This window comes from Pseudomonas sp. H11T01 (genome assembly GCF_048515765.1).
In the GTDB taxonomy this organism is placed as follows: domain Bacteria; phylum Pseudomonadota; class Gammaproteobacteria; order Pseudomonadales; family Pseudomonadaceae; genus Aquipseudomonas.
Genome location: NZ_JBLYED010000003.1, coordinates 14,030 through 38,904 on the forward strand (window position 1 = coordinate 14,030; position 24,875 = coordinate 38,904).

The 24,875-nt window shown below is 55.3% G+C and carries 21 protein-coding genes and 2 pseudogenes; 16 read left to right on the forward strand and 7 right to left on the reverse strand.

From position 1 onward, the window contains the following. Window positions 1–322 precede the first annotated feature (322 nt). The 7 genes from ACN1C3_RS04550 (at window position 323) to ACN1C3_RS04580 (ending at window position 7,585) form a co-directional block, all read left to right on the forward strand. Window positions 323–1,360: a quaternary amine ABC transporter ATP-binding protein gene (locus tag ACN1C3_RS04550; RefSeq protein ID WP_419114602.1), complete on the forward strand. Its 1,038-nt coding sequence runs from the start codon at window positions 323–325 to the stop codon at window positions 1,358–1,360. Between the two features lie 47 nt (window positions 1,361–1,407). Beyond that, window positions 1,408–2,373: a glycine betaine/L-proline ABC transporter permease ProW gene (proW, locus tag ACN1C3_RS04555; RefSeq protein WP_419114603.1), complete on the forward strand. Its 966-nt coding sequence runs from the start codon at window positions 1,408–1,410 to the stop codon at window positions 2,371–2,373. Window positions 2,374–2,442: 69 nt separating this feature from the next. Further along, window positions 2,443–3,486 (forward strand): glycine betaine/L-proline ABC transporter substrate-binding protein ProX, encoded by a 1,044-nt coding sequence (gene proX, locus ACN1C3_RS04560; RefSeq protein ID WP_419114604.1) that lies wholly within the window; start codon window positions 2,443–2,445, stop codon window positions 3,484–3,486. A gap of 87 nt (window positions 3,487–3,573) precedes the next feature. Then, a complete protein-coding gene (locus tag ACN1C3_RS04565; RefSeq protein WP_419114605.1) occupies window positions 3,574–4,923 on the forward strand; it encodes an MmgE/PrpD family protein in 1,350 nt (449 codons plus the stop codon). 48 nt (window positions 4,924–4,971) lie between these two features. Next, window positions 4,972–6,006, forward strand: coding sequence for a GlxA family transcriptional regulator (locus tag ACN1C3_RS04570; RefSeq protein ID WP_419114606.1), 1,035 nt, complete (start codon window positions 4,972–4,974; stop codon window positions 6,004–6,006). A 96-nt stretch (window positions 6,007–6,102) separates the two neighbouring features. Then, the gene (locus ACN1C3_RS04575) at window positions 6,103–7,254 is read left to right on the forward strand and encodes an MFS transporter (RefSeq protein ID WP_419114607.1); all 1,152 of its coding nucleotides are present in this window, start codon (window positions 6,103–6,105) and stop codon (window positions 7,252–7,254) included. A 232-nt stretch (window positions 7,255–7,486) separates the two neighbouring features. After that, on the forward strand, window positions 7,487–7,585 hold the full coding sequence (locus ACN1C3_RS04580; RefSeq protein WP_419114908.1) for a dimethylsulfonioproprionate lyase family protein: 99 nt from the start codon (window positions 7,487–7,489) through the stop codon (window positions 7,583–7,585). 109 nt (window positions 7,586–7,694) lie between these two features. Here ACN1C3_RS04580 and ACN1C3_RS04585 read toward each other — a convergent pair whose 3' ends face one another. The 4 genes from ACN1C3_RS04585 to ACN1C3_RS04600 all read right to left on the reverse strand — a co-directional run bounded on the left by ACN1C3_RS04585 (window position 7,695) and on the right by ACN1C3_RS04600 (window position 11,867). Beyond that, window positions 7,695–8,213 carry a TolC family protein gene (locus ACN1C3_RS04585; RefSeq protein ID WP_419114608.1) on the reverse strand — a complete coding sequence of 173 codons (519 nt, stop codon included), beginning with the start codon at window positions 8,211–8,213 and terminating at the stop codon, window positions 7,695–7,697. Window positions 8,214–8,920: 707 nt separating this feature from the next. Further along, the gene (locus ACN1C3_RS04590; protein ID WP_419114609.1) at window positions 8,921–10,213 is read right to left on the reverse strand and encodes an NAD(P)/FAD-dependent oxidoreductase; all 1,293 of its coding nucleotides are present in this window, start codon (window positions 10,211–10,213) and stop codon (window positions 8,921–8,923) included. A 57-nt stretch (window positions 10,214–10,270) separates the two neighbouring features. Further along, window positions 10,271–10,693, reverse strand: coding sequence for a RidA family protein (locus ACN1C3_RS04595; protein ID WP_419114610.1), 423 nt, complete (start codon window positions 10,691–10,693; stop codon window positions 10,271–10,273). Between the two features lie 34 nt (window positions 10,694–10,727). Then, entirely contained in the window at window positions 10,728–11,867 is a 1,140-nt protein-coding gene (locus ACN1C3_RS04600) for a tyramine oxidase subunit B (protein WP_419114611.1), read from the reverse strand. Between the two features lie 184 nt (window positions 11,868–12,051). Between ACN1C3_RS04600 and ACN1C3_RS04605 the strand changes: the two are divergent. The 6 genes and pseudogenes from ACN1C3_RS04605 (at window position 12,052) to ACN1C3_RS04630 (ending at window position 18,455) form a co-directional block, all read left to right on the forward strand. Then, window positions 12,052–12,878: pseudogene (locus ACN1C3_RS04605) on the forward strand (helix-turn-helix domain-containing protein). A gap of 868 nt (window positions 12,879–13,746) precedes the next feature. After that, window positions 13,747–15,147, forward strand: a complete 1,401-nt coding sequence (gabP, locus tag ACN1C3_RS04610; RefSeq protein ID WP_419114612.1) for a GABA permease — start codon at window positions 13,747–13,749, stop codon at window positions 15,145–15,147. 96 nt (window positions 15,148–15,243) lie between these two features. After that, window positions 15,244–15,447 (forward strand): annotated as a pseudogene (locus tag ACN1C3_RS04615) (GlxA family transcriptional regulator); the annotation flags it as partial. A 73-nt stretch (window positions 15,448–15,520) separates the two neighbouring features. Continuing rightward, window positions 15,521–16,642 carry a Re/Si-specific NAD(P)(+) transhydrogenase subunit alpha gene (locus ACN1C3_RS04620; RefSeq protein WP_419114613.1) on the forward strand — a complete coding sequence of 374 codons (1,122 nt, stop codon included), beginning with the start codon at window positions 15,521–15,523 and terminating at the stop codon, window positions 16,640–16,642. Between the two features lie 11 nt (window positions 16,643–16,653). Then, window positions 16,654–17,010 carry an NAD(P) transhydrogenase subunit alpha gene (locus tag ACN1C3_RS04625; protein ID WP_419114614.1) on the forward strand — a complete coding sequence of 119 codons (357 nt, stop codon included), beginning with the start codon at window positions 16,654–16,656 and terminating at the stop codon, window positions 17,008–17,010. Next, the gene (locus ACN1C3_RS04630) at window positions 17,007–18,455 is read left to right on the forward strand and encodes an NAD(P)(+) transhydrogenase (Re/Si-specific) subunit beta (RefSeq protein WP_419114615.1); all 1,449 of its coding nucleotides are present in this window, start codon (window positions 17,007–17,009) and stop codon (window positions 18,453–18,455) included. The genes ACN1C3_RS04625 and ACN1C3_RS04630 overlap by 4 nt, the downstream gene beginning before the upstream one ends. A 70-nt stretch (window positions 18,456–18,525) precedes the next feature. Here the strand turns inward: ACN1C3_RS04630 and ACN1C3_RS04635 are convergent, their stop codons facing one another. Both ACN1C3_RS04635 and ACN1C3_RS04640 read right to left on the reverse strand, forming a co-directional pair. Continuing rightward, complete coding sequence (locus ACN1C3_RS04635; protein ID WP_419114616.1) at window positions 18,526–18,966, reverse strand: CBS domain-containing protein; 441 nt, start codon at window positions 18,964–18,966, stop codon at window positions 18,526–18,528. A gap of 143 nt (window positions 18,967–19,109) precedes the next feature. Beyond that, window positions 19,110–20,117 (reverse strand): AraC family transcriptional regulator, encoded by a 1,008-nt coding sequence (locus ACN1C3_RS04640; protein WP_419114617.1) that lies wholly within the window; start codon window positions 20,115–20,117, stop codon window positions 19,110–19,112. Between the two features lie 241 nt (window positions 20,118–20,358). Here ACN1C3_RS04640 and antA point away from each other — a divergent pair, with 241 nt between their 5' ends. From antA to antC, 3 genes are read left to right on the forward strand one after another with little or no spacing between them, the layout of a single operon-like run. Further along, complete coding sequence (gene antA, locus ACN1C3_RS04645) at window positions 20,359–21,744, forward strand: anthranilate 1,2-dioxygenase large subunit (protein WP_419114618.1); 1,386 nt, start codon at window positions 20,359–20,361, stop codon at window positions 21,742–21,744. A gap of 1 nt (window position 21,745) precedes the next feature. Beyond that, window positions 21,746–22,234: an anthranilate 1,2-dioxygenase small subunit gene (gene antB, locus ACN1C3_RS04650; protein WP_419114619.1), complete on the forward strand. Its 489-nt coding sequence runs from the start codon at window positions 21,746–21,748 to the stop codon at window positions 22,232–22,234. A gap of 18 nt (window positions 22,235–22,252) precedes the next feature. Continuing rightward, complete coding sequence (gene antC, locus ACN1C3_RS04655; protein ID WP_419114620.1) at window positions 22,253–23,284, forward strand: anthranilate 1,2-dioxygenase electron transfer component AntC; 1,032 nt, start codon at window positions 22,253–22,255, stop codon at window positions 23,282–23,284. 88 nt (window positions 23,285–23,372) lie between these two features. Here the strand turns inward: antC and ACN1C3_RS04660 are convergent, their stop codons facing one another. Continuing rightward, on the reverse strand, window positions 23,373–24,761 hold the full coding sequence (locus ACN1C3_RS04660; RefSeq protein WP_419114621.1) for a methyl-accepting chemotaxis protein: 1,389 nt from the start codon (window positions 24,759–24,761) through the stop codon (window positions 23,373–23,375). Window positions 24,762–24,875: the final 114 nt, after the last annotated feature.

Below are 24,875 nucleotides of genomic sequence, written 5' to 3' on the forward strand. Positions count from 1 at the left end.
GCGCCGCTTTACTTAATAACAAGCACTCGCGGCGTCGTAAATGGATATCAACGCAGGATCGATAACATAGCGTTATTGATTGACCAGAAGAAATGTTGTTAGACGTTGACTCTATTAGGTAATAACTTTGTTCTCAAGGAACTGCTCAATTCAGCGCCGATAAAACAAAAATAATAAACATCACATTATAAAGAGGATGGTCAAAATGACTAATTCCCACCCTTTCTCCCAGCTTGACTGCCCCCACAAGCACCGCCTTAACTGATCAAGAAACGCACACCTAAATTCTTGATCTTACGTCGTAATTGCAGCAGGAGGGGTTATGAGTCTTGGTGACGAGATACTCTCGGTAAAAAACATTTACAAAGTCTTTGGCCCCCAGCCGAAGCTCGCGATGGAGATGCTGGCTCGCGGTGCTGACAAGAATGAAATTTTCAGCAAAACCGGTCAAGTCGTTGGCGTTTTTAATGCCAGTTTCTCCGTAAAACGTGGAGAGATTTTCGTCATCATGGGACTTTCCGGTTCCGGGAAGTCGACGATGGTGCGGTTGTTCAATCGACTGATCGAGCCAACCTCCGGAACCATTCATCTAAACGGCCAGGAAATTACCGGTCTGTCGGACGCTGATCTCCTCAGCGTTCGTCGCAAAGACATGAGCATGGTGTTTCAGTCGTTCGCCCTGATGCCCCACATGAGTGTGATCGACAACGTTGCATTCGGTCTGGAAATCTCGGGTGTCCAGGAGAGTGAGCGACATAAACGAGCACTCGAGGCACTCAAACAGGTGGGACTCGATGGCCACGCCTACAGCTATCCGCACCAACTTTCCGGCGGTATGCAACAGCGGGTAGGCCTGGCCCGAGCGCTGGCCAACGACCCCGCCATCCTGCTGATGGACGAAGCCTTCTCGGCACTCGACCCGTTGATTCGCCACGAAATGCAGGGCGAACTGATCCGCCTGCAGGCAGAACAACATCGCACCATTATCTTCATCTCCCATGACATTGAAGAGGCGATTCGCATCGGTCATCGCATTGCGATCATGGAGGGTGGCCGGGTAGTACAGATCGGTACCCCGCAAGAGCTGCTGTGCAACCCCGCGAACGATTACGTCAGAGCTTTCTTCAAAGGCTTTGATGCCTCGAAGATCCTCAAGGCTGGTGATGTTGCCAAAATCTGCGCAGAGCATCCGTACGCCATGGATCAATCCACTCCTACGCTGCGCGACGATGTACTCCTGCAGGACGTCTTTCACATCGTTGCTGATGCCGTTAATCCAGTTGCCGTGCTGGATCGCCAGGGTGTGTTCAAAGGCACGATCTCCAAGAGCCTACTGCTTCAGACAATGAGCCGACACTAATAGGCTCTATTTGCTGGCTTGCCAGGCAAGGACATTCAGGTGATTACATGAACGAATTCAATTTTCTAGACCCATTTCAATCCATCAACGTCCCTTTGAGCCAATGGGTAGAAGTTGCCCTGAATTTTCTGGTTCATAATTTTCGCGAGGTTTTCCGCTCAATAAGATGGCCAATCGACCAGGTACTTAATGGTATTCAGTTCGGATTGTTGGCTATTCCTCCGTCAATATTCATTATTATCGCGACGCTCTTCGGCTGGCAGATAGGAGGGAAAAAGATAGGAATACTTTGTTTCGTCACCCTCACCCTCTTAGGAGTGATCGGCGTATGGAATGACGCCATGATCACCCTCGCTCTGGTACTCACTTCACTGTTTTTCTGTGCAGTTATTGGCATACCGCTAGGCGTCCTGTGTGCCCGGAGTGACCGACTGGAAATGCTTCTGCGGCCGGTACTCGATGCAATGCAAACACTGCCTGCATTTGTTTATCTGGTACCCGTGGTGATGCTGTTTGGTATCGGCAACGTACCGGGAGTACTGGTCACGATCATCTTTTCGGTGGCACCACTGGTCAGGCTTACAAATCTGGGAATTCGCCAGGTACCGGAGGACAAGGTTGAAGCAGCCCGCGCTTTCGGATGCACCCCACGCCAAATGCTGAGGCGAGTTCAACTTCCTTTAGCTGCACCGACGATCATGGCGGGTCTGAATCAGGCATTAATGTTGTCACTTTCCATGGTGGTGATCGCATCAATGATCTCGGTTGGCGGGTTGGGAATGATGGTACTGCGCGGGATTGGCCGCCTTGATATGGGCTTGGCAACTGTCGGTGGATTGGGGCTGGTATTGCTGGCGATTTTCCTCGACCGACTGACCCAGGCAATGGGCGAACGCAGTAACAGGGCAACCAAAGGTGAGCACTGGTACCAGACAGGCCCGGCGGGTGTCATTTATCGCCTGAAGAGAAAAAACGCTGTTACGAAAATAGAAGCCAGTCCCAAAGAGAGCTAACTCCGCTAAGCGGCGCGTCGTGAACCAAAAGAAATGCCAACTTCTTTAATCCAGCCAAGGCAAACGATAATGAACTTCACAACCTTCGGAATAAAACAGAAATTCATTCACTCTGTGGCACTTTTAGTACTAGCGGTTTCCCCTGTTTTCGCATCAGCCGCCACGGCGCAGGAGCCCGGAAAAGGGGTATCGATCACCCCAATTTTCCCGTCAATTGCCGAAGAGCGATTTCGCGGAGAGATTGCAATGGCGGGGCTCAAGGAATTGGGCTACGACGTTCAGACGCCTAAGGAAACCGAATACTCCACCATGATGATTGCAATTGCCAATGGTGACGCTGATTTCTCGGTTCATCTGTGGGAGGAGCTACACAAATCTTTCTACGAGAAGGCCGGCGGCGATGAAACGATGGAGAAAATCGGCAATATTATGCCGGGCGTACTACAGGGCTACATGATCGATAAGAAAACGGCTGACCAGTATCACATCACCTCTATCGATGATTTGAAAAAGCCAGAGATTGCCAAACTGTTCGATAGCAACGGCGACGGTAAAGCGGACCTGACAGGTTGCAACCCCGGTTGGGGCTGCGAGCTGATCATTGCCCACCATATGAAAGCCTATGGCCTGGAAAAGACCGTATCCAATAACCAGGGCTCCTATTTTGCCCTGATGGCCGACACCATTGCTCGTTACAAAGAAGGCAAGCCAATTCTCTATTACACCTGGGTACCTCAGTGGATCTCCGGTGTTCTGGTCGAAGGTAAAGATGTGGTTTGGTTAACCGTGCCGCGTACGGATCTCCCTGGAGGCAAAAACGATACAAACACTACCTTCAATGGTAAAAACCTTGGTTTCGCGGTAGACACTGTCAGAGCGGTCATCAACAAAGAGTTCGCCGAGAAAAACCCGGCGGCCGTGAAGTACCTGTCTGAAATGCAGATCACTACCGACGATGAAAGCGCGCAAAATCTCAAAATGCACAATGGTGAAAAAAGTGCAGCTGACATTACTCGCCACGCTAAAGAATGGATCGCGGCCCATCGCGCGAAATACGACAGCTGGCTGGCAGACGCACGCGCCGCGGCAAATACCGCCACTGCAAAGAATTAGTCCCTTCATTTAAATCTGCATAAAAAGTTGCTCTTCCCCGGGCAACTTTTTCATCCGTTTCGGCGTTCATCTATCAGGAATCATGAAATGCAGTTGTATTCATTCGTCCAGAATTTCAGTTACCAGGACGCGCCCCTGCATACACGCGAGTTGGTTAAAACTTGCCTGCTCGACATCATTGGTGTGGCCGCCGGTGCTCGCGACAATCAAACCAGCGCAATGCTCAAAACCTACGCTGACACCCACTACGCTGCCAACAAGCTGTCCAGCCGCCTTTGGTTCGACGGCAGAGCCGTACATCCATTGGGTGCCGCGTACGCAGGCGGTTTCTGCGTTGATAGCCTGGATGCACATGAAGGTCACTTCACCTCCAAGGGGCATGCGGGTGCAACCGTTGTCCCGGCCATTGTTGCGTTGGTAGACGCGTTTCGCAGTCAGGGCAACGACATCAGCGGCGAAGAATTCCTCAGCGCACTGTGCATCGGTTACGAGACCGCCTTGCGGGCGGGCCAGGCATTGATGGCCACGGCCCCGGAATATCATGCCTCAGGTGCCTTTTCCGGGATCGGGGTCGTTTGCGCTGGCGCCCGCCTGCTGAAGCTTGATGAAACGACGTTCCGTCATGCGCTGGGTATCGCGGAATATTTTGGCCCGAGATGCCCGATGATGCGCCTGGTGAGCTTCCCAACGATGTTGCGTGATGCGCACGGTGCCGGGGCGTATGCCGGACTGAACGCTCTACTGATGGCACAGCTCGGTGTCACCGGAGCTCCAGCCGCCACCGTTGAACCTTTGGAGATTTCCACTTTCTGGGAAGACATCGGAACCCGCTGGGAGATCGACGAGCAATATTTCAAACCGTGGCCCGTCTGTCGCTGGGCTCAACCGGCACTCACCGCCATGACCGATTTGATGCGTGCGCATCCAGTCATCGCTGCGGAGTTGATCGAAACCATTGATGTCGAAACGTTCCACGAGTCTGTGTGCTTGCAGGGGCATTTTCCGAAGAATGCGGACGAAGCCCAATATGCGCTAGCGTTCCCGCTGGCTGCCTTGATCGTTCGCGGGAAGCTCGGGCCAAAAGAGGTCACCGGGGATTCCATTCATGCGCCGGACATCTTGAACATCAGCGGGAAGATAACCCTTCATGAGGCGCCCGACCTGTCCGCCAGGTTCCCTGAGGAAATTCTCTCCCGCGTCACAGTTACCCTGAAAGACGGCACGCGTCTTACGAGCCCAACCGCGACGGCCAAGGGCGACCCCGGCAACCCGATGTCGAGTGACGAACTTACCGCTAAATACCATTTACTGGCGGATGACAGCTTGGGAACCACGCTCAGCAATACCATCAAGAACAGTGTTGAAGCATTGCCCGGCAGTGATGACTGCCAATCATTCTTTGATTTGTTGCTGTCCGCTCCAAAAATCGCTGTCTAAATTCCGCAACGGTTTCTTGGCTATTCGTTCAGGGGTCAAAGAGGATTTATGCCATTCGTATTCGAGAGCGTGCTTAAAGACAAGAATATGGGGTACTCCTATACGGCTGAGAAACCATTGAAGCCGCAGGCGGTGACTCGTGTAGCTTTCGTGCTTTTGAACAATTTCTCGATGATGTCATTTACCGGCGCTATCGATGCGCTGGTGACCGCCAACCTGATTAGCGAGACACCAGCGTTTGAGGTGTTGACTGTCGGCATCAAGAGCCGTCTGGTAATGAGCGATCTGGGAATTGCAATTTCAGCAGACCTGGAGCTATCACAATTACCGGATCGTATCGACGTTCTCATCGTCGCCGGTGGTTTGCGAGTGAAGCTGATCAGCGACCCGCTATTACGGCGCAAGCTACGTAACGTCGCCTCTCTTGGCGCGACCATGGGCGGTTTGTGGAACGGCGCATTTTTCCTGGCAGAAGCTCAGCTCATGGACGGTGTCGAGTGTGCCTTCCATCCCGATGGACGAGCGATGATGGAGGATGTTTTCCCCAAAGTGCTGGTCTCTTGTCGAACGCACGTAATCGATCGAAACCGTATCACATGCGCCGGCGCCAGCAGCTCGTTACGCATGATGCTGGAGCTCATCACCGCTAAACAAGGCGTGTCGCTGACCCATGCTGTCGAGGAAATACTCAGTTGTGATCAAACCACTGAAGTCTCTGGGATATCGACGGTCATAGTTGACTCTGACCCCACCTTGCCACAAACCCTGAAGCTCGCTTTAGAACTGATGCAAAAGCACATCGAAGAGCCGTTATCGATCGACGAACTGGCTGAGTGTGTGAACATTTCCCGACGACAATTAGAGCGTCGCTTCTGCCGTTTCGTGGGTGCCACGCCCACACGCTACTACCTTGAGCTGCGCTTGACTCGTGCGCGTCAGCTTATTCTGCAGAGCAATCGGCCGATCACCGATATCGCGATTGCGACCGGCTTCTGTAGTTTCGCCAACTTCCATATGCGCTTTCGTGACTTCTTTGGCGTAGCGCCAAGCAGTTATAGAGCAACGTATGAGCGCAGGCGTTAAGTTTCGAAACCCGGGCACGCGAAAAACATACGAAACCCGCACTGTCTAAGCCGAGTAAACGATGGCTAGGATTATCGATAAGGATTACCGAGAACTATGAATGCTCCATCGCCGGTGTTGGTACCCACGGCTAACCACAGCGAGCGGATGTCTACACGCATCGCCTTCCTTATCGCGGGTTTACTCATGTCCACGTGGGCGCCTCTGGTCCCATTGGTTAAAGCACGCGCAGGCCTGGACGATGGTGGCTTGGGCTTACTTCTTCTGGGCCTTGGCGGTGGATCTATTGTGGCCATGCCCTTCGCTGGTTATCTCACTGCACACTATGGATGCCGACCGGTCGTAATCTGGGCGACGATTGTCTTGTGTGCCGTTCTTGCGCTGTTGAGCACCTTGGTGTGGCTGCCGGGTCTGGTCATCGCTGTCATTATCTTCGGCGCCAGTATGGGCATGCTTGATTGCGCCATGAACATACAGTCCGTCATCGTCGAGAAAAACAGCGGGGAGGCACTTCAGTCCGGCTTCCATGGCCTTTACAGCGTCGGAGGCATAGTGGGCGCCGGGGCGATGACCGCTCTGCTGACCTTGGGCCTGCATCCGTTGATTGCTGCGCTCTGCATCGTTGCCACAGTTTTGGGAGCGCTTTACAAGGCAGCGCCTGCTTTGCTGACTTATGGCACTGAACGGGGTGGACCCATGTTCGCGGTGCCCAGGGGTATTGTGCTGTTTTTAGGGGCGCTCTGTTTCATCGTCTTCCTCACTGAAGGCGCAATCCTCGACTGGAGCGCGGTTTTCCTTGTCTCGAGCCGAGGGTTAGAGCCGAGCATTGCCGGCTTGGGCTACGCATCCTTCGCCGCTGCGATGACGGTGGGCCGCCTGACAGGAGATGCCATCGTCAGCAAACTAGGCGGCGTGCGCGTCGTTGCGCTTGGCGGACTCTGCGCAGCCGCGGGCATGATCGTGTCGCTTGGAATCGATGGTTGGGTCGCGCCCTTGATTGGCTACGCTCTGGTCGGTGCTGGATGCTCAAACATTGTCCCTGTGCTCTTTACCGCCGTGGGCCGCCAGCAACGTATGCCACAGGCGGTAGCCATCCCCGCTGTCATCTCGATGGGCTACGCGGGGATTCTGATAGGTCCCGTATTTATCGGGGCGGTCGCCCATCTGAGCACCTTGTCATTCGCTCTTGGCTGCGTGATTGTTTTGCTGGTTTTTGTCAGTGCGACAGCTCGATTACTTCGCAATTAACCGAATCGTTTCAGGCGCGACTTCAGCATTGGCCATTGCGAATCGAGCTCAATCGTTCAGAAATCCAAGAGACAGCTCGATGGATGTATCACTGAATTCTCAATGTGACCTGCCTGGTATGTTCAAGAGGTAAAAGGTGATGCTGTCGTACTCACAGATGTCGGAACAAGAACTCCTGATACAGGGAGTGGTGATGCGGGAGGCACTCCTGCGAATCCTGGCCCGGGCGGGAATGGAGCCCGAACTTTGCTATCCGTACCACAAACATCCCCCGGCAGAGTTTTATGTCGTTTTATCGGAAGGTTACTGGTATCGAGACGATGTCGGCTGACCACCCGGTTGCATCGCTCTGACCACCGATTGCATCAGGAGGACAGAGGTGGATGGCTTCAGCGAACTGAACGTGGGCTGGCTGACGGAAGTGTCGTCAATTTGTTCTATTAATCAATACCCGCCACCCTGCCATCACCGCTATCCCAACTGCCGCCTAACGCTTTATAGATGGCGACTATTCCTCGGTATTGGTCAACTTCACCCAAGGCCTGAGCATCCTCAGCGCTCAGCCGCTCACGCTGTGCATCCAGCAAAACCAGGTAGTCCACCGTCCCTTCCTGGTACTGGATCGCCGCCAGGTCCGCTGCTGCACGGCTCGACTCGCTTTGCTTGATCAGCGACAGTAAGCGTTGCTGGCGTTTGCCATAGTCACTGAACGCATTTTCTGACTCTTCCAGCGCCAGCAGCACTTGCTGTTCATAGGTGGCCAAGGCGCCTTCGGCGTTGGCATTGGCACCGCGGATGCGCGCTCGCACACTGCCCAGATCAAATGCAGCCCAGGTAATGCTCGGGCCCAATCCCCACGCTCTCGCCGAGCGATGCATCTCATGGGCCAATTCCAGATTGACGATGTTGTAAGTCGGTCTACGCGAGCTTGATCCATGAACCCAGCCATGACTCGGCAATTGATCCGGTAGATATTCTGCCCAGGCAGGTTTCCCGCAACAGTAATATGGTGTTTAGGACGCTCGTCAAGTTACACCCAGGCGACGGAAGCGGACGTCTCATTAATTTCTATCCCCTCCCAGTGCAATGCAGTGGACCACAACGTTTTGGCGAGTTGTTTTTGTGCGGTTGGAGAGATTGATCCCTCAGCAAATATCACGTCGATCAAAGGCATGGATAGAGTCCCGAATAATAATTAAGTTATAGCGATAAGAGTGGCGAAATAATGGGGTAGAACCAATAACGCTACTGAGTACATTTGGCTTATTGAAAAGGGGTGAATGTCTGAATAGCGATCCGCGCATTTCGGATGACCAGCGTGTCTGTAGCCATTGGCACGAAAGGGGCCGCGCTCCAGGTGCCTTCAAGGCCGGCCGCCCTCGGCCGGTACTGGACTTCAACGGGCACTAAAGAGAAGAACGGTTGTTGTTAGAGGGTGACGAATGCCTGCTACGCCGCTGATGGCCACGCCTCCCCCTGCTATCTGTTGTTAATGGAATAGCGGCTTCGCCCGGCCGCACTGATGCGCCTGCCGAGCGAAGCCGCGTGACTATCTTTGAGAGGTCAGGTCAAAGGACGGTGAAGATCTCAAACCGCGTCTTCATCGTCAAACGGCATAGCTGTCAGAAGGCATCGGTTGGTTCCTTTATGCGTGGCTTCGACCGACCTAGAAACGATCGAACCGATAAGGGCTTGGATCAATGATCGGCGTATGACCGCTGACGAGATCCGCCGCGAGGTGGCCTGCCGCCGGCGAGGTGCCGAAACCGTGCCCCGAGAATCCGGTGGCCACCGTCAGCCCCGGAATCTGCGCGACCGGCCCTATGACTGGATTCGAATCCGGCGTGACGTCGATAGTGCCTGCCCAGGCCTGGGCGATCCGCGCCTGTTCAAAGACCGGCCAGGCCGCCATGAGGTTGTTCATCGCGTCGTTGTTGAGCCGCGGGTTGGCGGCCGGGTCCTGAACCCTGACGCGCTCGAACGGGCTGACGCTGTCGGATTTCCAACGCCGGGCAAGCGCCAGGTCATTGAAAAAAGGTTTGCCCAACGACACGTTCAGAACGCTGCGTTGCGCACGGAACTGCGGCATATATCGCTTGGCGAGCAACAAGTGATCGAGTGTCAGGAAGGCATCCAGTTTGCCGCGCTGGGTAATGATGAAGCCGCCGTCCCTGTGCTTGCGAAACGAAAAATCAGGTGCACCGACAGCAATTTCCGTCGGTCCCTCCATTGGGTGGGTACGCAGCACCGAGCAGGTCAAGGGCAAGGTCGGCAACGACACACCGAGGTTGCCCAGAAAGCGCCGTGACCACATCCCCCCTGCGAGCAGCACATGATCACAGCGAATCTCACCTTTCTCCGTGACCACGCCACTGATCACACCGGCGGACATTTGCAGCGTACGCACCGCGCACTGCTCGATAATCACCACACCCATGGCCATGGCAGCCTTGGCGATGGCGCTGCTTGTCAGCGTCGGTTCGGCACGCGCATCGGATGGCGTAAAGATGCCGCCGGCCCAATCACCCACGCCGCCCGGCACCAGCGCGTCAATCTCGCGCTTGCTGAGCAGGCGTGAATCCAGCGACAAATGCTCCACCGACTTGAGCCATCCCTCATGCATCGCCATCTGCGATGGGTTGCGGCCCACGAACATGATGCCCTCCTGGCGATACCCGACATCCGCCCCTACCCGCTCTGGCATCTGCGCCCACAAGCGATCCGCGGCGAGGGCCAGGGGTATATCGGCCGCGTGGCGGCTGGTCTTGCGTACCCAGCCCAGGTTGCGTGACGACTGCTCACCGGCGATATGGCCTTTTTCCAGCACCACCACCGCAATATTGCGTTCGGCCAATGTCAACGCAGCGGTCAGGCCGATAATCCCGCCGCCAATGATGACGACGGAGGTTGCGGAGGGAAACACGGTAGACGTTTTCACGGGCGCTATAGTCGGTGCCATGATCAAGACTCGGTAAGCGAATGAGGTAAGCCGCGCATGCGCACGGCCGCGTGACGGTCACTGCGACAGGCGAATGACTTCAACTTGCGCCTTCGACGCGTTGCGATACGCCGTCACTTCCAGTTCAACCTTGTAGACCGTCGACCCCAAGGGCGGACAGGTGACGGTGCTGGCCGGGTTAACGCCGCGAAACTTTTCGCCGATCAGGGTCATCACCGCCGGTACGTCCTTGGGGTCCTGGATGAACACCCGCGAACACACCACATCAGCCAGGCTCGCATCGACAGCCACCAGGGCCGCCTCGATGTTGGCGAATACCTGATGCGTCTGTTCGAGGATATCTTCCGGAATCAGCTTGGTCTGCGGGTTGCGGCCCGCGGTGTTGGACACGTAGATCCAGTTGTCCACGACCACCAGGCGCGAATAGCTGGCCTGATCTTCAAACGGGGAACCGGTCTTGAGCTTGATGATTTTTGTCATGTCGAATGCCTCGTCAATATCAGTGATGGTTGGCTTAGCGCAGAACCGGGGTTTCCCACAGGTTCAAGGTGACGCCGATGCCTTTTTCGATGGCGTTGCGGTACACCACCGTGCCCCAGGCCACGTCTTCCACGGGCATGCCGCCCACCGACATGATGATTATTTCTTCATCGTTCTTACGGCCTGGCGCGGCGCCGGCGATGATCTTGCCAATGTCCTCGACGTCTTCGAGCCGCATCTTGCCTTCGGCAATCATGTCCATGAAGCGCACGCCAATCACCGGCACGCAGTGATGCGCAGGCTTGGGCAGTTCTTCAAACCAGGCTTGGTAGAGACCGGTGTTGTCCAGCACCTTGCGTACGTCGCGCTGTTCCATCCCGTCGTCAAGGGAGCAGGATGCAGGCATCGCCAGGAAGGCACCTGGCTTGACCCATTCGCGCTTCACAATTGGGTAGGTCGCGGGGTCGCCCACCGCACCGGAGCTACAATAAGTAACAAGGTCCGAGTCGCGGACCACCTCTTCAAGGGTGTCGACCACTTCGATCGTGGTCACTTGTGGGTAGGTTTCCTTGACCCAGGCGATAAAGTTATCGAGGCTCTTCTGGCCACGACCTTTGATCTTCAGTGTGTCGATATGCGGGCATACCGCGATGAATGCCGCCAGCGTGGTCTTGCCCATCACACCTGGGCCGAGCAGGCCGACGACTTTCGAGTCCTTGCGTGCCAGGTGACGCGCACCCACGCCGGGAATCGCACCGGTGCGGTACGCGGACAGCAGGTTGGCAGACATATGGGCCAGCGGTGCACCGGTGTCGGGATCGTTCAGGGTAAACATCAGAATGGAGCGCGGCAGACCTTTTTCGCGGTTGGCGATATTGGAGCCATACCACTTCACGCCTGCGGTGCAAAAGCTGCCGCCCAGGTAGGCAGGCATGGCCATCATGCGCCGGTCAGCCGTGGGCTTGGGCATGTTCGGGAAGGGCGAATCCTGCGGGAAGATCACCATCGCGCCATGGGAGTCATTGTTCGGCCCGGCCATGCGATAGTCACCGGCGTAGAGCAGGCCGAACATCTCTTCCATGGTGTTCACGCACGCCAGCATGTCTGTCACGCCCGCGCGGATCATGTCCTGCTCGGAGAGGTAGATGAAGTCGATTTTTGTATTTGTTGACATAATTGTTCTCGGCTGAAGGTGATATCGCTGCGGTAGGCACAGCTCCACGCTGTCGACGTCGAGTATCAGGGCGCGTTTTTCGGCGGTATTGTAAATTTCGGACATGCCCGGTTGGCCCGCGCGCAATAGTTGGCGCGATTAATGCGAGAAAATTCCCGTATCGCTGTCTATCGAAGGTGCAACCATGATCAAACAGTGCGCGCCGACTCCTCGGCACCACACTGCGAACGAACAGCCCTGGTTCGTGCTCAACTCTTCACGGTATTCGGTCATGCCCTCCGAACACCCGGCGATCTCGCATTTCTATGCCTTCGATGTGGCTCAATCAGCCAACCTGCTGGCCGTGCCGGACGGTTGCGTGGATATTGTTTTCGACTGTGATGCAACACGCCCTACCGCCCGGATCTGTGGCACGCCGCTGGCTGCCCAAGCGGTCGAGTTACACCAGAACCATCACTACTTCGGCGTGCGCTTTTCACCGGGCGTCATTCCCGGATTTATCAATGTGCTGGCCGAAGAATTGACCGAACGGGAACTCGACCTGCTGGAGGTCTCGGGGTTCGCCCAGCACATCTTCGAAAATATCGTTCAAGCACCGCTGCTGGGCGATCAGATGCGGCTGTTCAACGACTACCTCGCCCCCGCCTGATGGGTAAAACGTCAACACTCACAGCCATGGTCATTCAGCAGGCGCTGCGCCACCGCGGTGATATTCGTATTCAGCAACTGGAAGACCTCAGTGGGTACACCAGTCGCACGCTGCACCGACAGTTCAGTCAGGACACTGGCATGTCACCCAAGACCTTTTGCCGAATCATCCGCTGCCAAGCGGCTCTGGACACCCTCAATACCCAACACGATGTATCGTTTTCGGAGCTGGCCCTCGACCTCGGCTTTTCCGATCAATCGCACTTCCTGCGCGACTTCAAGAAACTGGTCAGTACAACGCCCTGCGACTATCAACGCAAAATGGCCCAGAACGCCTATACCGACCGGATCAACTACGCCTGACCCTCCCTTTCAAAAACTAACGCGCTCCTCCATCGTTTTTTCCTAAAACCTGCCCTTCATCGCCCCTCGGTAATTCCCTGTGTTTCGAATGCGGCAAGGCATGTCCAGCCAGCCGAGTTGCCAGCTTCGCGCAGCGAAACCAACAATTTCATGAGCGCTTGAATATCAGCTTGGAAAAGGAAATCGGGCGGGTGGAAAGCGTCGGTCCCACATCTTGGGCCGTCACTATCAAGTGCGGTGGCAGTTGTGGATTTGGCTATCGGACCGCGAGACGATTGCCTCCCTGTCCATCGGTATCCTGGCGACAAACGCGTTAATACAGGGCTCGTCGAATCGGTCGCCTGTCGCCACCGTTCGAGGTCTCAGATACCTGCGACTATTTACACTGCCGAAGACGCCAAAAATACCTTTGGCCCGTCCGGGAATACATGCATGGACCTCCAACATCGCAACAACGTAAAAGTGCAACGGTTTGTGAGGAATCAGACTGGGTCAGTGACATCTCGGCAACTGGGTGTATTCGACATCGGCATCAACACCAAGGTCGACGCTACTTTATTAAAAGAACTCTCAACGAACCGAGATGATTGCCTTTGGCTACTTAGTGACTAGCTGGTTTTCGTCGTGAACACAATGTATTCATATGTCGATATCAGACACGGAGGTGGCGTGATCAGGTAACTGAATCATCGGACAAGCCGGGTAAGGTGGCGCATCTTTTTATCGAAATAACCACATCGCGATGATGGGTTTGATAAGAACTGCAGCGTTTGAAGGGTGCCCCTTTCAGGAAGCTCAGCAGGCAACAATGATGATCTGTTGCCCCTATCAATTCGCTTAAATGTCGATCAGCAGAGAAAAAAAACCAATGATTAGCCCGAACTCCAAGGATTCGAGTGGCCAATTGGCGCAGGGCTTCAAGCCTCGTCACGTAACAATGCTGTCAATCGCCGGTATTATCGGCGCCGGTTTGTTCGTTGGCTCAGGACATGCCATTGCAGCTGCTGGCCCAGCGGTCCTCCTGGCCTATCTATTCTCAGGCTTGCTCGTCGTTCTAGTCATGCGCATGCTCGGTGAAATGGCGGTGGCCAATCCGGACACTGGCTCGTTCTCCACCTATGCCGACCAGGCAATAGGCCGTTGGGCAGGCTTCACCATCGGTTGGCTCTATTGGTGGTTCTGGGTGCTGGTGATTCCTATCGAAGCACTGGCCGCTGGTCATGTGTTGAATCAGTGGTTTCCCGGGATTGATGCCTGGCTGTTTGCTTTGGTGTCGATCATTGCACTGGTGGTGACCAACCTGTTCAGCGTGTCCAAGTATGGCGAATTCGAGTTCTGGTTCGCCATGGCCAAGGTCGTGGCGATCATAGGTTTCATCGCCGTGGGTTTTGCCGTGTTGATGGGCTGGGTTCCCGATCGGGAAGTCAGCGGATTGAGCGGCCTGATGGCCGAGCACGGCGGATTTGCTCCCAACGGCCTGTCAGCAGTAGTCGGCGCCTTCATCACCATTATGTTCAGCTTCATCGGGACCGAGGCAGTCACCATTGCCGCCGCCGAATCCAGTAACCCCGCACAGAATATTGCCAAGGCCACGCGTTCGGTGATCTGGCGCATCGGGGTGTTTTACCTGCTGTCTATTTTCGTGGTCATCTCCGTGGTGCCCTGGAATGATCCGCTGTTGGCTTCGGTAGGTTCTTATCAGCGGGCCTTGGAAATCATGAACATTCCTCATGCCAAGTTCATGGTGGACGTAGTAGTACTGATTGCCGTGGCCAGTTGCATGAACTCCTCGATCTACATTGCCTCGCGCATGCTGTACTCGCTGGGCCGTCGTGGCGATGCGCCGAAGGCGCTGAAGGCGACCTCCTCCGAAGGCGTGCCGCGGGCAGCAGTCATCGCCAGCACCGTGCTGGGCGCGGCGATCACCGTGTGGAGCTACTTCATGCCCGCCGGACTGTTTGACTTCCTGCTGGCCAGTTCCGGCGCCATTGCCTTGCTGGTGTACCTGGCCATTGCGGTGTCGCAGCTGCGCATGCGCCGGATGTTACGTCGGCAGAACATCGAGCTGACCTTTCGCATGTGGCTGTTTCCATGGCTGACGTGGCTGGTGATCGCGTTCATTTGCGCAGCGCTGGCGGTCATGATGGTCACCCCTGAACACCGTACCGAAGTGAGCACGACCATTGGCCTGGCGCTGGCGATTTCCTTTATTGGTCTTGTGACATCGCGTGAGCCTGCGCGGGATGCAAGGGCGACGTCGGTGGGATAAAACCAAGGAGGTATTTGCGCTGAACCTGATACTCCCTACGCCGAGGCTGGGGGGTATTACAAGCTCCTGTGTCTGCGGCCGTAATCGCTCTTTGACTTTTCCAAATGCTATCGCGAGTACTTTGGTGTTCCACCAAGCGACGAGCGTTCCGGCTCTGAAATGAGTCGCATACCGGCAATGCTTGCGACTACGCAGCAGTCATCGACTAGACCGCTGACAGCGCTCGACCAGGCACGAAACGAATCGACTTTTGCCAGTGTTCGGATGATTGATCGTTCTGATTTGGCGGAGTCGCGCTGATCGGCCGTCCCTGCCGTCCCCATTTATCCGTAGTGCATGGGTTTACTCAATAAGATCACGCAGGAGATTTGACGTGCACATTGGTGTTCCTCTCGAAACCCAGACCGGTGAAACGCGGGTTGCTGCTACCCCGGAAACCATCAAGAAGCTGATCAGCCAGGGTCATAAGGTCACTGTACAAAGCGGCGCCGGCGTTAATGCCAGCGTTGTCGACAGTGCCTATGAAGCCGCAGGCGCAGCCATTGGCAGTGCCAGCGACGCGTTTGGTGCAGAGCTGATTTTGAAGGTGGTCGCTCCCAGCGACAGCGAGCTTGCGCTGATAAAGAGCGGCACCGTTGTGGTCGGGATGCTCAATCCGTTCAATAACGAAACCATCGCCAAGCTGGCCGAGTGCGGCATTACCGCCTTTGCCCTGGAAGCGGCGCCGCGCACTTCCCGCGCACAGAGCCTGGATGTGCTGTCCTCGCAAGCCAACATCGCCGGCTATAAAGCCGTGCTGTTGGCCGCTCACCACTACCCTCGTTTCATGCCGATGCTGATGACCGCTGCGGGCACTGTGAAAGCGGCCCGCGTGCTGATCCTCGGTGCCGGTGTGGCCGGTTTGCAGGCCATCGCTACCGCGAAACGCCTGGGTGCGGTGATCGAAGCGTCTGACGTGCGTCCTGCGGTAAAAGAGCAGATCGAATCCCTCGGCGCCAAGTTCGTCGATGTGCCTTATGAGACCGACGAAGAACGTGAATGCGCCGTCGGTGTCGGCGGTTATGCGCGGCCGATGCCGGCGAGCTGGATGCAACGTCAGGCCGCGGCCGTACACGAACGCGCCAAGCAGGCTGACATCGTCATCACCACAGCACTGATTCCGGGCCGCAAGGCACCGACGCTGCTTAGCGCGCAAACCGTGGCACAGATGAAGCCGGGTTCAGTGGTCATCGACCTGGCAGCCGCCCAGGGCGGCAACTGCCCGCTGACCGTGGCCGACCAGGTGGTCGTCGAAAATGGCGTGACCATCGTGGGCCCGACCAATCTGGCCGGCGCAGTGGCGGCCGATGCTTCGGCGCTGTACGCCCGCAACCTGCTGGACTTCCTGAAGCTGGTCTTCACCAAAGAAGGCCAGTTCGAGATCAACCTTGAAGACGATATCGTCGCCGCGTGCCTGATGTGCCGCGACGGCCAGATTGTGCGCAAGAACGGCTGAGGATAAAAACAATGGAAGACATGCTGATCTCTCACGGTATCTACAACCTGATCATCTTCGTGCTGGCGATCTATGTCGGCTACCACGTGGTCTGGAACGTGACACCTGCACTGCACACGCCACTGATGGCGGTCACCAACGCCATCTCGGCCATCGTGATCGTCGGCGCCATGCTCGCCGCCGCCCTCACCGTGACCCCGTTGGGCAAGACCATGGGAACCCTGGCCGTGACCTTGGCCGCGGTCAACGTGTTTGGTGGCTTCCTGGTGACCCGGCGCATGCTGGAAATGTTCAAGAAAAAAGCGGCTCCGGCAAAAGCTCCGGCCGCCAAAGCCGCAGCAGCCAAGGCTGAGGTGCAGCAAGCATGAGCATGAACCTGGTTACTTCCCTGTATTTGATCGCCTCGGTCTGCTTCATCCAGGCGCTCAAGGGCCTCTCGCACCCCACCACGTCGCGCCGTGGCAACCTGTTCGGCATGCTCGGCATGGGCCTGGCGATCCTCACCACTATCGGCTTGATCTACAAGCTGGGCGCGCTCTCTTTTGCACAAGGCGGGGCCCAAGTCGGTATCGTCTACGTGATCGTCGGCCTGTTGATCGGCGGTACTGCCGGCTCGATCATGGCCAAACGCGTTGAAATGACCAAGATGCCCGAACTGGTCGCCTTCATGCACAGCATGATCGGCCTGGCCGCCGTGTTTATTGCCATTGCCGCCGTGGTTGAGCCGCAGTCCCTGGGTATCGTCAAACAGCTGGGTGATTCGATCCCGGCGGGCAACCGTCTGGAGTTGTTTCTCGGCGCCGCTATCGGTGCAATCACCTTCTCCGGTTCGGTGATCGCTTTCGGCAAGCTCTCGGGCAAGTACAAGTTCCGCCTGTTCCAGGGCGCACCGGTACAGTTCAGCGGCCAACACAAGCTGAACCTGCTGCTGGGCCTGGCCACACTGGCGCTGGGCGTGACCTTCATGCTCACCGGCGACTACACCGCCTTCGCCTTGATGCTGGCCTTGGCCTTCGTGCTCGGCGTGCTGATCATCATCCCGATCGGTGGCGCGGACATGCCGGTCGTCGTGTCCATGCTCAACAGCTACTCCGGCTGGGCGGCGGCGGGTATCGGCTTCTCGCTGAACAACTCGATGCTGATCATTGCCGGCTCCCTGGTAGGTTCGTCCGGTGCAATTCTCTCGTACATCATGTGCAAGGCGATGAACCGTTCGTTCTTCAACGTATTGCTCGGCGGTTTCGGCAATACCGCGGATGCAGGCCCGGCAGGCTCGAAAGAAGCCCGCCCGGTGAAATCCGGTTCGGCTGACGACGCGACCTTCCTGTTGACCAACTCGGACACCGTGATCATCGTTCCGGGCTACGGCCTGGCGGTAGCGCGGGCGCAGCATGCGCTGAAAGAGCTGACCGAAAAGTTGACCCATCGCGGTATCACCGTGAAGTACGCGATCCACCCGGTTGCCGGTCGTATGCCGGGGCACATGAACGTGTTGCTGGCCGAGGCTGAAGTGCCTTACGACCAGGTGTTCGAGATGGACGACATCAACTCCGAGTTCGGCCAGGCCGACGTGGTGCTGGTGTTGGGTGCCAACGACGTGGTCAACCCGGCCGCCAAGAACGATCCGAAATCGCCGATTGCCGGCATGCCGATTCTCGAGGCGTTCAAGGCCAAGACCATCATCGTCAACAAGCGTTCGATGGCCAGCGGCTATGCCGGCCTGGATAACGAGCTGTTCTACCTGGACAAGACCATGATGGTCTTCGGCGACGCTAAAAAGGTCATCGAAGACATGGTCAAAGCCGTCGAGTAACCCTCTGCGGTACACGGAACGCCCCGACTCGTCGGGGCGTTTTTGTTTGCGCAAATCGTCGGACAGGTAATTAGTGACCGCGAATATACTGTTCGAGTTGCAGAATCAGGTCTTCTTGTTCTGTAATTGCAGCCTTGACCAGATCACCAATCGACAGCAAACCCAGTAGTTTTTCGTTTTCTACAACCGGCAGATGACGAAGATGACGTTCGGTCATGATTCCCATGCATGTCTCAATACTCTGACGAGAGTCCACCGTTATCACGGGTGAACTCATAATAGTCCTGATGGGCGTGCCCGCCGAGGAACGCCCCTGTAATACCATCTTGCGCGCGTAGTCTCGCTCACTGACAACACCGATAACAACGCCGTTCTCTACGACAGGCAGCGCGCCAACATTCCGTTCAGCCATGGTCCTGACAGCCTCGATGACCATTTGCTCCGGTGCAACGGTGTAAACATCATGATTATGTTCGGACTTCAAACAAAGTAATTGCGCAACAGCTTTCATAATGAGCCCCTCTTATTTTTATCAAACGTAAGCACCCTGTACCGGGAGCGCAGACAGCAAACAACCCAATGGACAATACAACCAGCTTGAATCAGAAAAAGAATCTAAAAATTAAAATCCAGCGTTAGAATCCGCCATTACGGTCAATGCTTTCGACTCCGCTCAACAGTCTTCGATGGCACTTCCAAAAATAATTTCTTGTAGTCGGATGAGAAACGGCCCAAGTGGTTAAATCCCCACTGCATCGCCACCGCAGTAATGTTTCCATTGCATCCGCCCTCCAGCAGCGCCTGCCTTACCGCTTCCAACCGAAATCGCTTCAAGTAAACAGTGGGTGTGATGCCGAAATACTTCTTGAAGTCATCATAGAGCTTGAAGCGAGAGACACCCACCGCCCGCCCGACCTCGTCCAAATTGACTTCATCGCTGGCATGCTCATGTATAAGTTTTTTGGCTTTTAATAAATATTCAGGACAGCGAATCTGCGAAAGGCTAGCCAATTCGCTCGAGTAATTATTGGGCTGCGACAAGATCAAACCCTTTATCAACGCTTTTTCAATATCACGGGTAATGGAGACATGACCAAGAAAATCACGTGCCTGATCCATCTCCACAAGCAGGAATTTTACCAGCCGCCACCATGCGGCAGGGGCTCCATCACTTGTACTTATTTGGGTTTCGAAGACAATCGGCTGTTGCCTTGGCCGCTGTAACAGCTCCTCCAACACCTGGTGCATTGCTGTACACGTAATGGCGACCTGAATTTTTCGACAATTACCTGCAATAGAGAGTTCTTGCTGATCATAAGGCGATACGATTATTCCGTTTTTGCTATCGGACATCAGCAATTCATTTGGCTTTCTCAGTTCCTGCTCACCACTGATGGGTAGACTGATGCTGTAACTGTTGAGTACCGACGCATCAATATCGATAGTGACATCGGTACCGTATTCGATATATCCAATCACTGTAGACATCGACTTCAAAACATTTCCGGCATGTTGAAAATGAAGGCGCTGCGGGGACGATGCCTTCAGCTCGTGAGGGCCGCAGATATTCACCATCCAGGCTTGCGCACCTTGTACATCATGATGCACCGCATGGATGTCTTGAAAATCAGCATTGTTCCCGGCATGAGTTTGCAGATTCATCGCAGCACCACAAGAGTTACAGATCAGGCTACAACCGTACTTTCAACGCCTCAGAATCACTATCCGCATAATGCAAAAATCATCATAAAAACGCACAAAAGAAACCCGCCATGTATTTCCCATAAAGAGCGAGCCGTGCCACCTCAGAAGCGGATAGATATCGCCTCGAATTCGGATAGATGCACCACACAGAAAGGCTTTCAATCGGGGTGAGCCTAAAAACTACAAAAGGGTGTACCTGATGAACAACTCGAGAAGCATTGCGCAGTGGCAAGAATACATCCAGGGCTGCCTGGATTTCCGTCCGGCTGAAGGCATTTACCGCATCGCCCGTGACATGTTTACAGAGCCGGAACTGTTCGACCTGGAGATGGAATTGATCTTCGAGAAGAACTGGATCTACGCCTGCCACGAGAGCGAAATCGCCAACCCCAATGATTTCCTGACGATGCGTGCGGGTCGTCAGCCCATGATCATCACCCGCGATGGCAACAATCAGCTTCACGCGCTGATCAACGCTTGTCAGCATCGGGGCGCGACACTGACTCGCGTCAGCAAAGGCAACCAGTCCACTTTCACGTGCCCGTTCCACGCCTGGTGTTACAAAAGTGACGGCCGCCTGGTCAAGGTCAAGGCCCCGGGGGAATACCCGGAAGGCTTCGACAAGGCTACCCGCGGCCTGAAGAAAGCACGGATCGAGAGCTACAAAGGCTTCGTCTTCATTAGCCTGGATGTCAACGGCAGCGACTCGCTGGAAGACTACCTCGGCGATGCAAAGGTGTTCTTCGACATGATGGTCGCCCAGTCTCCTACCGGCGAGTTGGAAATACTGCCCGGCAAGTCGACCTATAGCTACGACGGCAACTGGAAACTGCAGCATGAAAACGGGCTGGACGGCTATCACGTCAGCACCGTGCACTACAACTACGTTTCCACGGTGCAGCATCGCCAGCAAGTCAATGCCGCCAATGGCGGCGGCTCCAGCACACTGGACTACAGCAAACTGGGCGCCGGTGATGCAGAAACCGACGATGGTTGGTTCTCGTTCAAAAATGGCCACAGCCTCTTGTTCAGCGATATGCCCAACCCGACTGTGCGCGCCGGTTATGCCAGCGTCATGCCGCGCCTGGTGGAGGAATACGGCCAGCAGCAGGCTGAGTGGATGATGCACCGGCTGCGCAACCTCAACATCTACCCAAGCCTGTTCTTCATGGATCAGATCAGCTCGCAGCTGCGTATCGTGCGTCCGGTAGCCTGGAACAAGACAGAAATCACCAGCCAGTGCATCGGCGTCAAAGGTGAGTCCGACGCGGACCGGGAAAACCGCATTCGTCAGTTCGAAGACTTCTTTAACGTTTCAGGCATGGGAACCCCTGACGACCTGGTGGAGTTTCGTGAAGCCCAGCGCGGCTTCCAGGCACGCCTTGAGCGCTGGAACGAAGTGTCCCGCGGCAGTGAAAAATGGGTCGAAGGCCCCACTCCCAACAGCGAAGTCCTGGGCATCAACCCGGTACTGACCGGCACCGAGTTCACCCATGAGGGGCTCTACATCAATCAGCACGGATCGTGGCAGCGCTTTCTCCTGCAAGGTCTGGAACAAAAAGCCCTGAAGTTGAAGGAGGTTTGAAATGAGCGCACTACAACATTCCATCGAGCAGTTCCTCTACCGCAAAGCCGAACTGTGTGATCAGCAGGATTGGGACGCCTACATCGCCCTCTTCGATGAGCAGAGTGAATTTCACTTGCCGCAATGGGAGTCGGAGCATGTGTACACCACCGACCCCAAGCGCAGCATGTCGCTGATTTACTACTCGAACCGCTCTGGCCTTGAAGACCGGGTGTTTCGTCTGCGCACGGGTAAGTCGGCGGCGTCAAACCCAATGCCGCGCACCTTGCATCAAATCAGCAATGTGCGGATCAAGGAGCTCGATACCGGCGTGCTTGAAGTCAAGGCAGCCTGGGTCACCCTTTATACCCGACAGGGGTTGTCCGAGCAGTTCTACGGCCATGTGACCTACCACCTTAAAGCGGTCGCAGACAGCTGGAAGATCACTCGCAAGCACATCGTGTTGCTCAACGACACCATCAACTCAGTGCTTGATTTTTATCACCTGTGACCTGTGGAGCACGCTGTCATGAACCATAAAGTCGCTTTCAGCTTCGCCGACGGCAAGACCTCGTTCTTCGAGGTCAAGCCAAACGAGTTGTTGCTCGACGCTGCGCTGCGCAATGGCGTGAATATTCCGCTGGACTGTCGCGAAGGTGTCTGCGGCACCTGTCAGGGGCGCTGCGAATCAGGTCAATACACTCAAGATTATGTCGATGACGAGGCTTTGTCCGAACACGATCTGGCGCAACGCAAGATGCTCTCTTGCCAAACTCGAGTGCAATCGGATGCGTCGTTCTATTTCGACTTCGATTCGAGCTTGTGTAACGCTGGGGCAACTCAATTGTTGCAAGCGATGATTACCCGTGTGGAGCAGGTTTCAGCCACTACCGCGATCCTTCATCTCGACGCTTGCTCCAGCCAGCAGCAATTGGATTTTCTTCCAGGACAATACGCGCGACTGCATGTACCTGGAACCAGTGAGTGGCGCTCCTATTCTTTTGCCAACCGACCCAATCCCACTAACCAGCTTCAATTTCTCATCCGCCTCCTGCCGGATGGCGTGATGAGCAACTTCATCCGTGAGCATTGCCAACCCGGTCAAATCATCGAGTTCGAAGCCCCTTTGGGTAGCTTTTATCTACGCCAAGTGACCAAGCCTCTGGTACTGGTGGCAGGAGGAACCGGGCTGTCGGCTTTCCTCGGAATGTTGGATAACATTGCAGAAAAAGGTGGCTGTGGGCATCCGATCCAACTGTTCTATGGTGTCACTCAAGACAATGACCTGTGCGAAACCCAACGACTGGCGGACTATCGCGAACGCATCGTAGATTTCGACTACCACCTCATCGTGTCGAGGCCATCAGAGCAGTGGAAAGGGAAAACCGGATGGATTCCTGATCACTTTGACCGAAATGCGTTTGAGGCTGATCCATTCGATATTTACCTGTGCGGCCCTCCTCCAATGGTGGAAGCGGTCAAGACCTGGTTCATCGAGCAGCGAATCGAAAAATTCCAGATGTTTTACGAGAAATTCATCGAGAGCAATTCAAAACATTAAGAACCATGGGGAGTATCTGGAATCGACCAGATACTCCCCCGTTTTTTATCAACTGCCTGGCCCCGTTGAACTCCCCTTCGCTAAAGACTCAACGATCGAAACGCTCCGCCAGATTTTTCAGAGCCTCGGCCTGAGACTTCAAGTCCTCACCAATTCTTTGACCGTCCAAAGCCTTGTCGACGCTCTGTTTCGATAACTCAGCCACTTGCAGAACCTGCTGTGACAAGCTCTCTACCACTTGCGATTGCTGCTCCATGGCAGAGGCGATCTGCATGCTCATGCCCGATATTTGAGTCAACGAATAATTCACTCCAGCCAGATTGCCTTGCACCGACATTACTTCACGAGTGCTGTGTCGCGCGAATTCTCGGCCTTCGTCAGTGAGTTGGACGGTACGTTCGGTAGCATCACGCAGTTGCAGCAAGAGCGGTTGAATTTGCTGGGTTGCTTCTTGAGTACGTGTTGCCAGTTGCCGTACCTCGTCAGCAACAACACTGAACCCCCTACCCGCTTCGCCGGCGCGAGCAGCTTCAATGGCAGCATTCAAAGCCAGCAAATTAGTTTGTCCAGCAATCGAACTGATAATGTTGGTGATTGCGCCGATGGACTCCGTGGAACTGGCCAACTGTTGGACTGCCACTGCAATATTCCCGACGGATGTACTGAGCTGCTGCATTGCGTCAAGGCTCTTGCCGGACAATTGCTCGCCATGGCTGGCGAGCCTGACAGCTTCTTGGGTGGCCAGATTCGTTGCCTGAACATTACTGGCGACCTCCTGGATAGTGGCTGCCAGTTCGCTGAGGGCAGTGACTGACAAGTCGGTTTCATCACGCTGACGTTCGAGACGCTGAGTCTCGGCCTGGATCAATTGGGCAAGCTCGACTACCTGCTGCTCAACGACGCCTCCAGTCGTGCCGATTCGCGACAACGCGCTTTGCAGGCGGCTTTCTTCTGCAACCAAGGCCATTTCCATTAACGCGGCAGCACCTGGCGCATTACTGTAAATATCGGCGGTCAACGAGTCGGCAAACGCTTTTGGATGGGCAACAAAAATCTGCGTGACGGCACGGGTCTGTCGCCAATTCTGGAGGCCCGCCATAACGGCCAATCCAGCTACAACTCCAGCACTCTGGGCCCAAAAAGAATCCAGTTGCCAAAGACCTGCCGACAACAATAATCCCAGCGGCAAGCTCGGTAATGCGGACGCCACCCGTCGATTAAGACGAGAACCCCACTGAAGAATTGCCCCACCAGTACTCAACCGTGAATAGAGCTTTTCAGCGCGCTCTGTCTGCACTTGCGATGGTGAACTATAGACTGCCCCGTAGGCCTCAATCCCATCAGCGCCGAACACGGGTTTTATGTAAACGTTCAACCAATAGGTTGTGCCATCCTTGCGCCGATTCTTCAACAGCCCCATCCACGGCTTTCGTTGTTGCAGCGCACTCCACAGGCTACTGAAAATGTGAGCGGGCATATCAGGATGTTTAAGAAGGCTGCTTGATTGTTACAATAACTCCTGACTCGTATACCCGCTAAGTTTGATAAACGCTTCGCTACCGTGGGTAATGCGCCCCTGTAGGTCGGTACG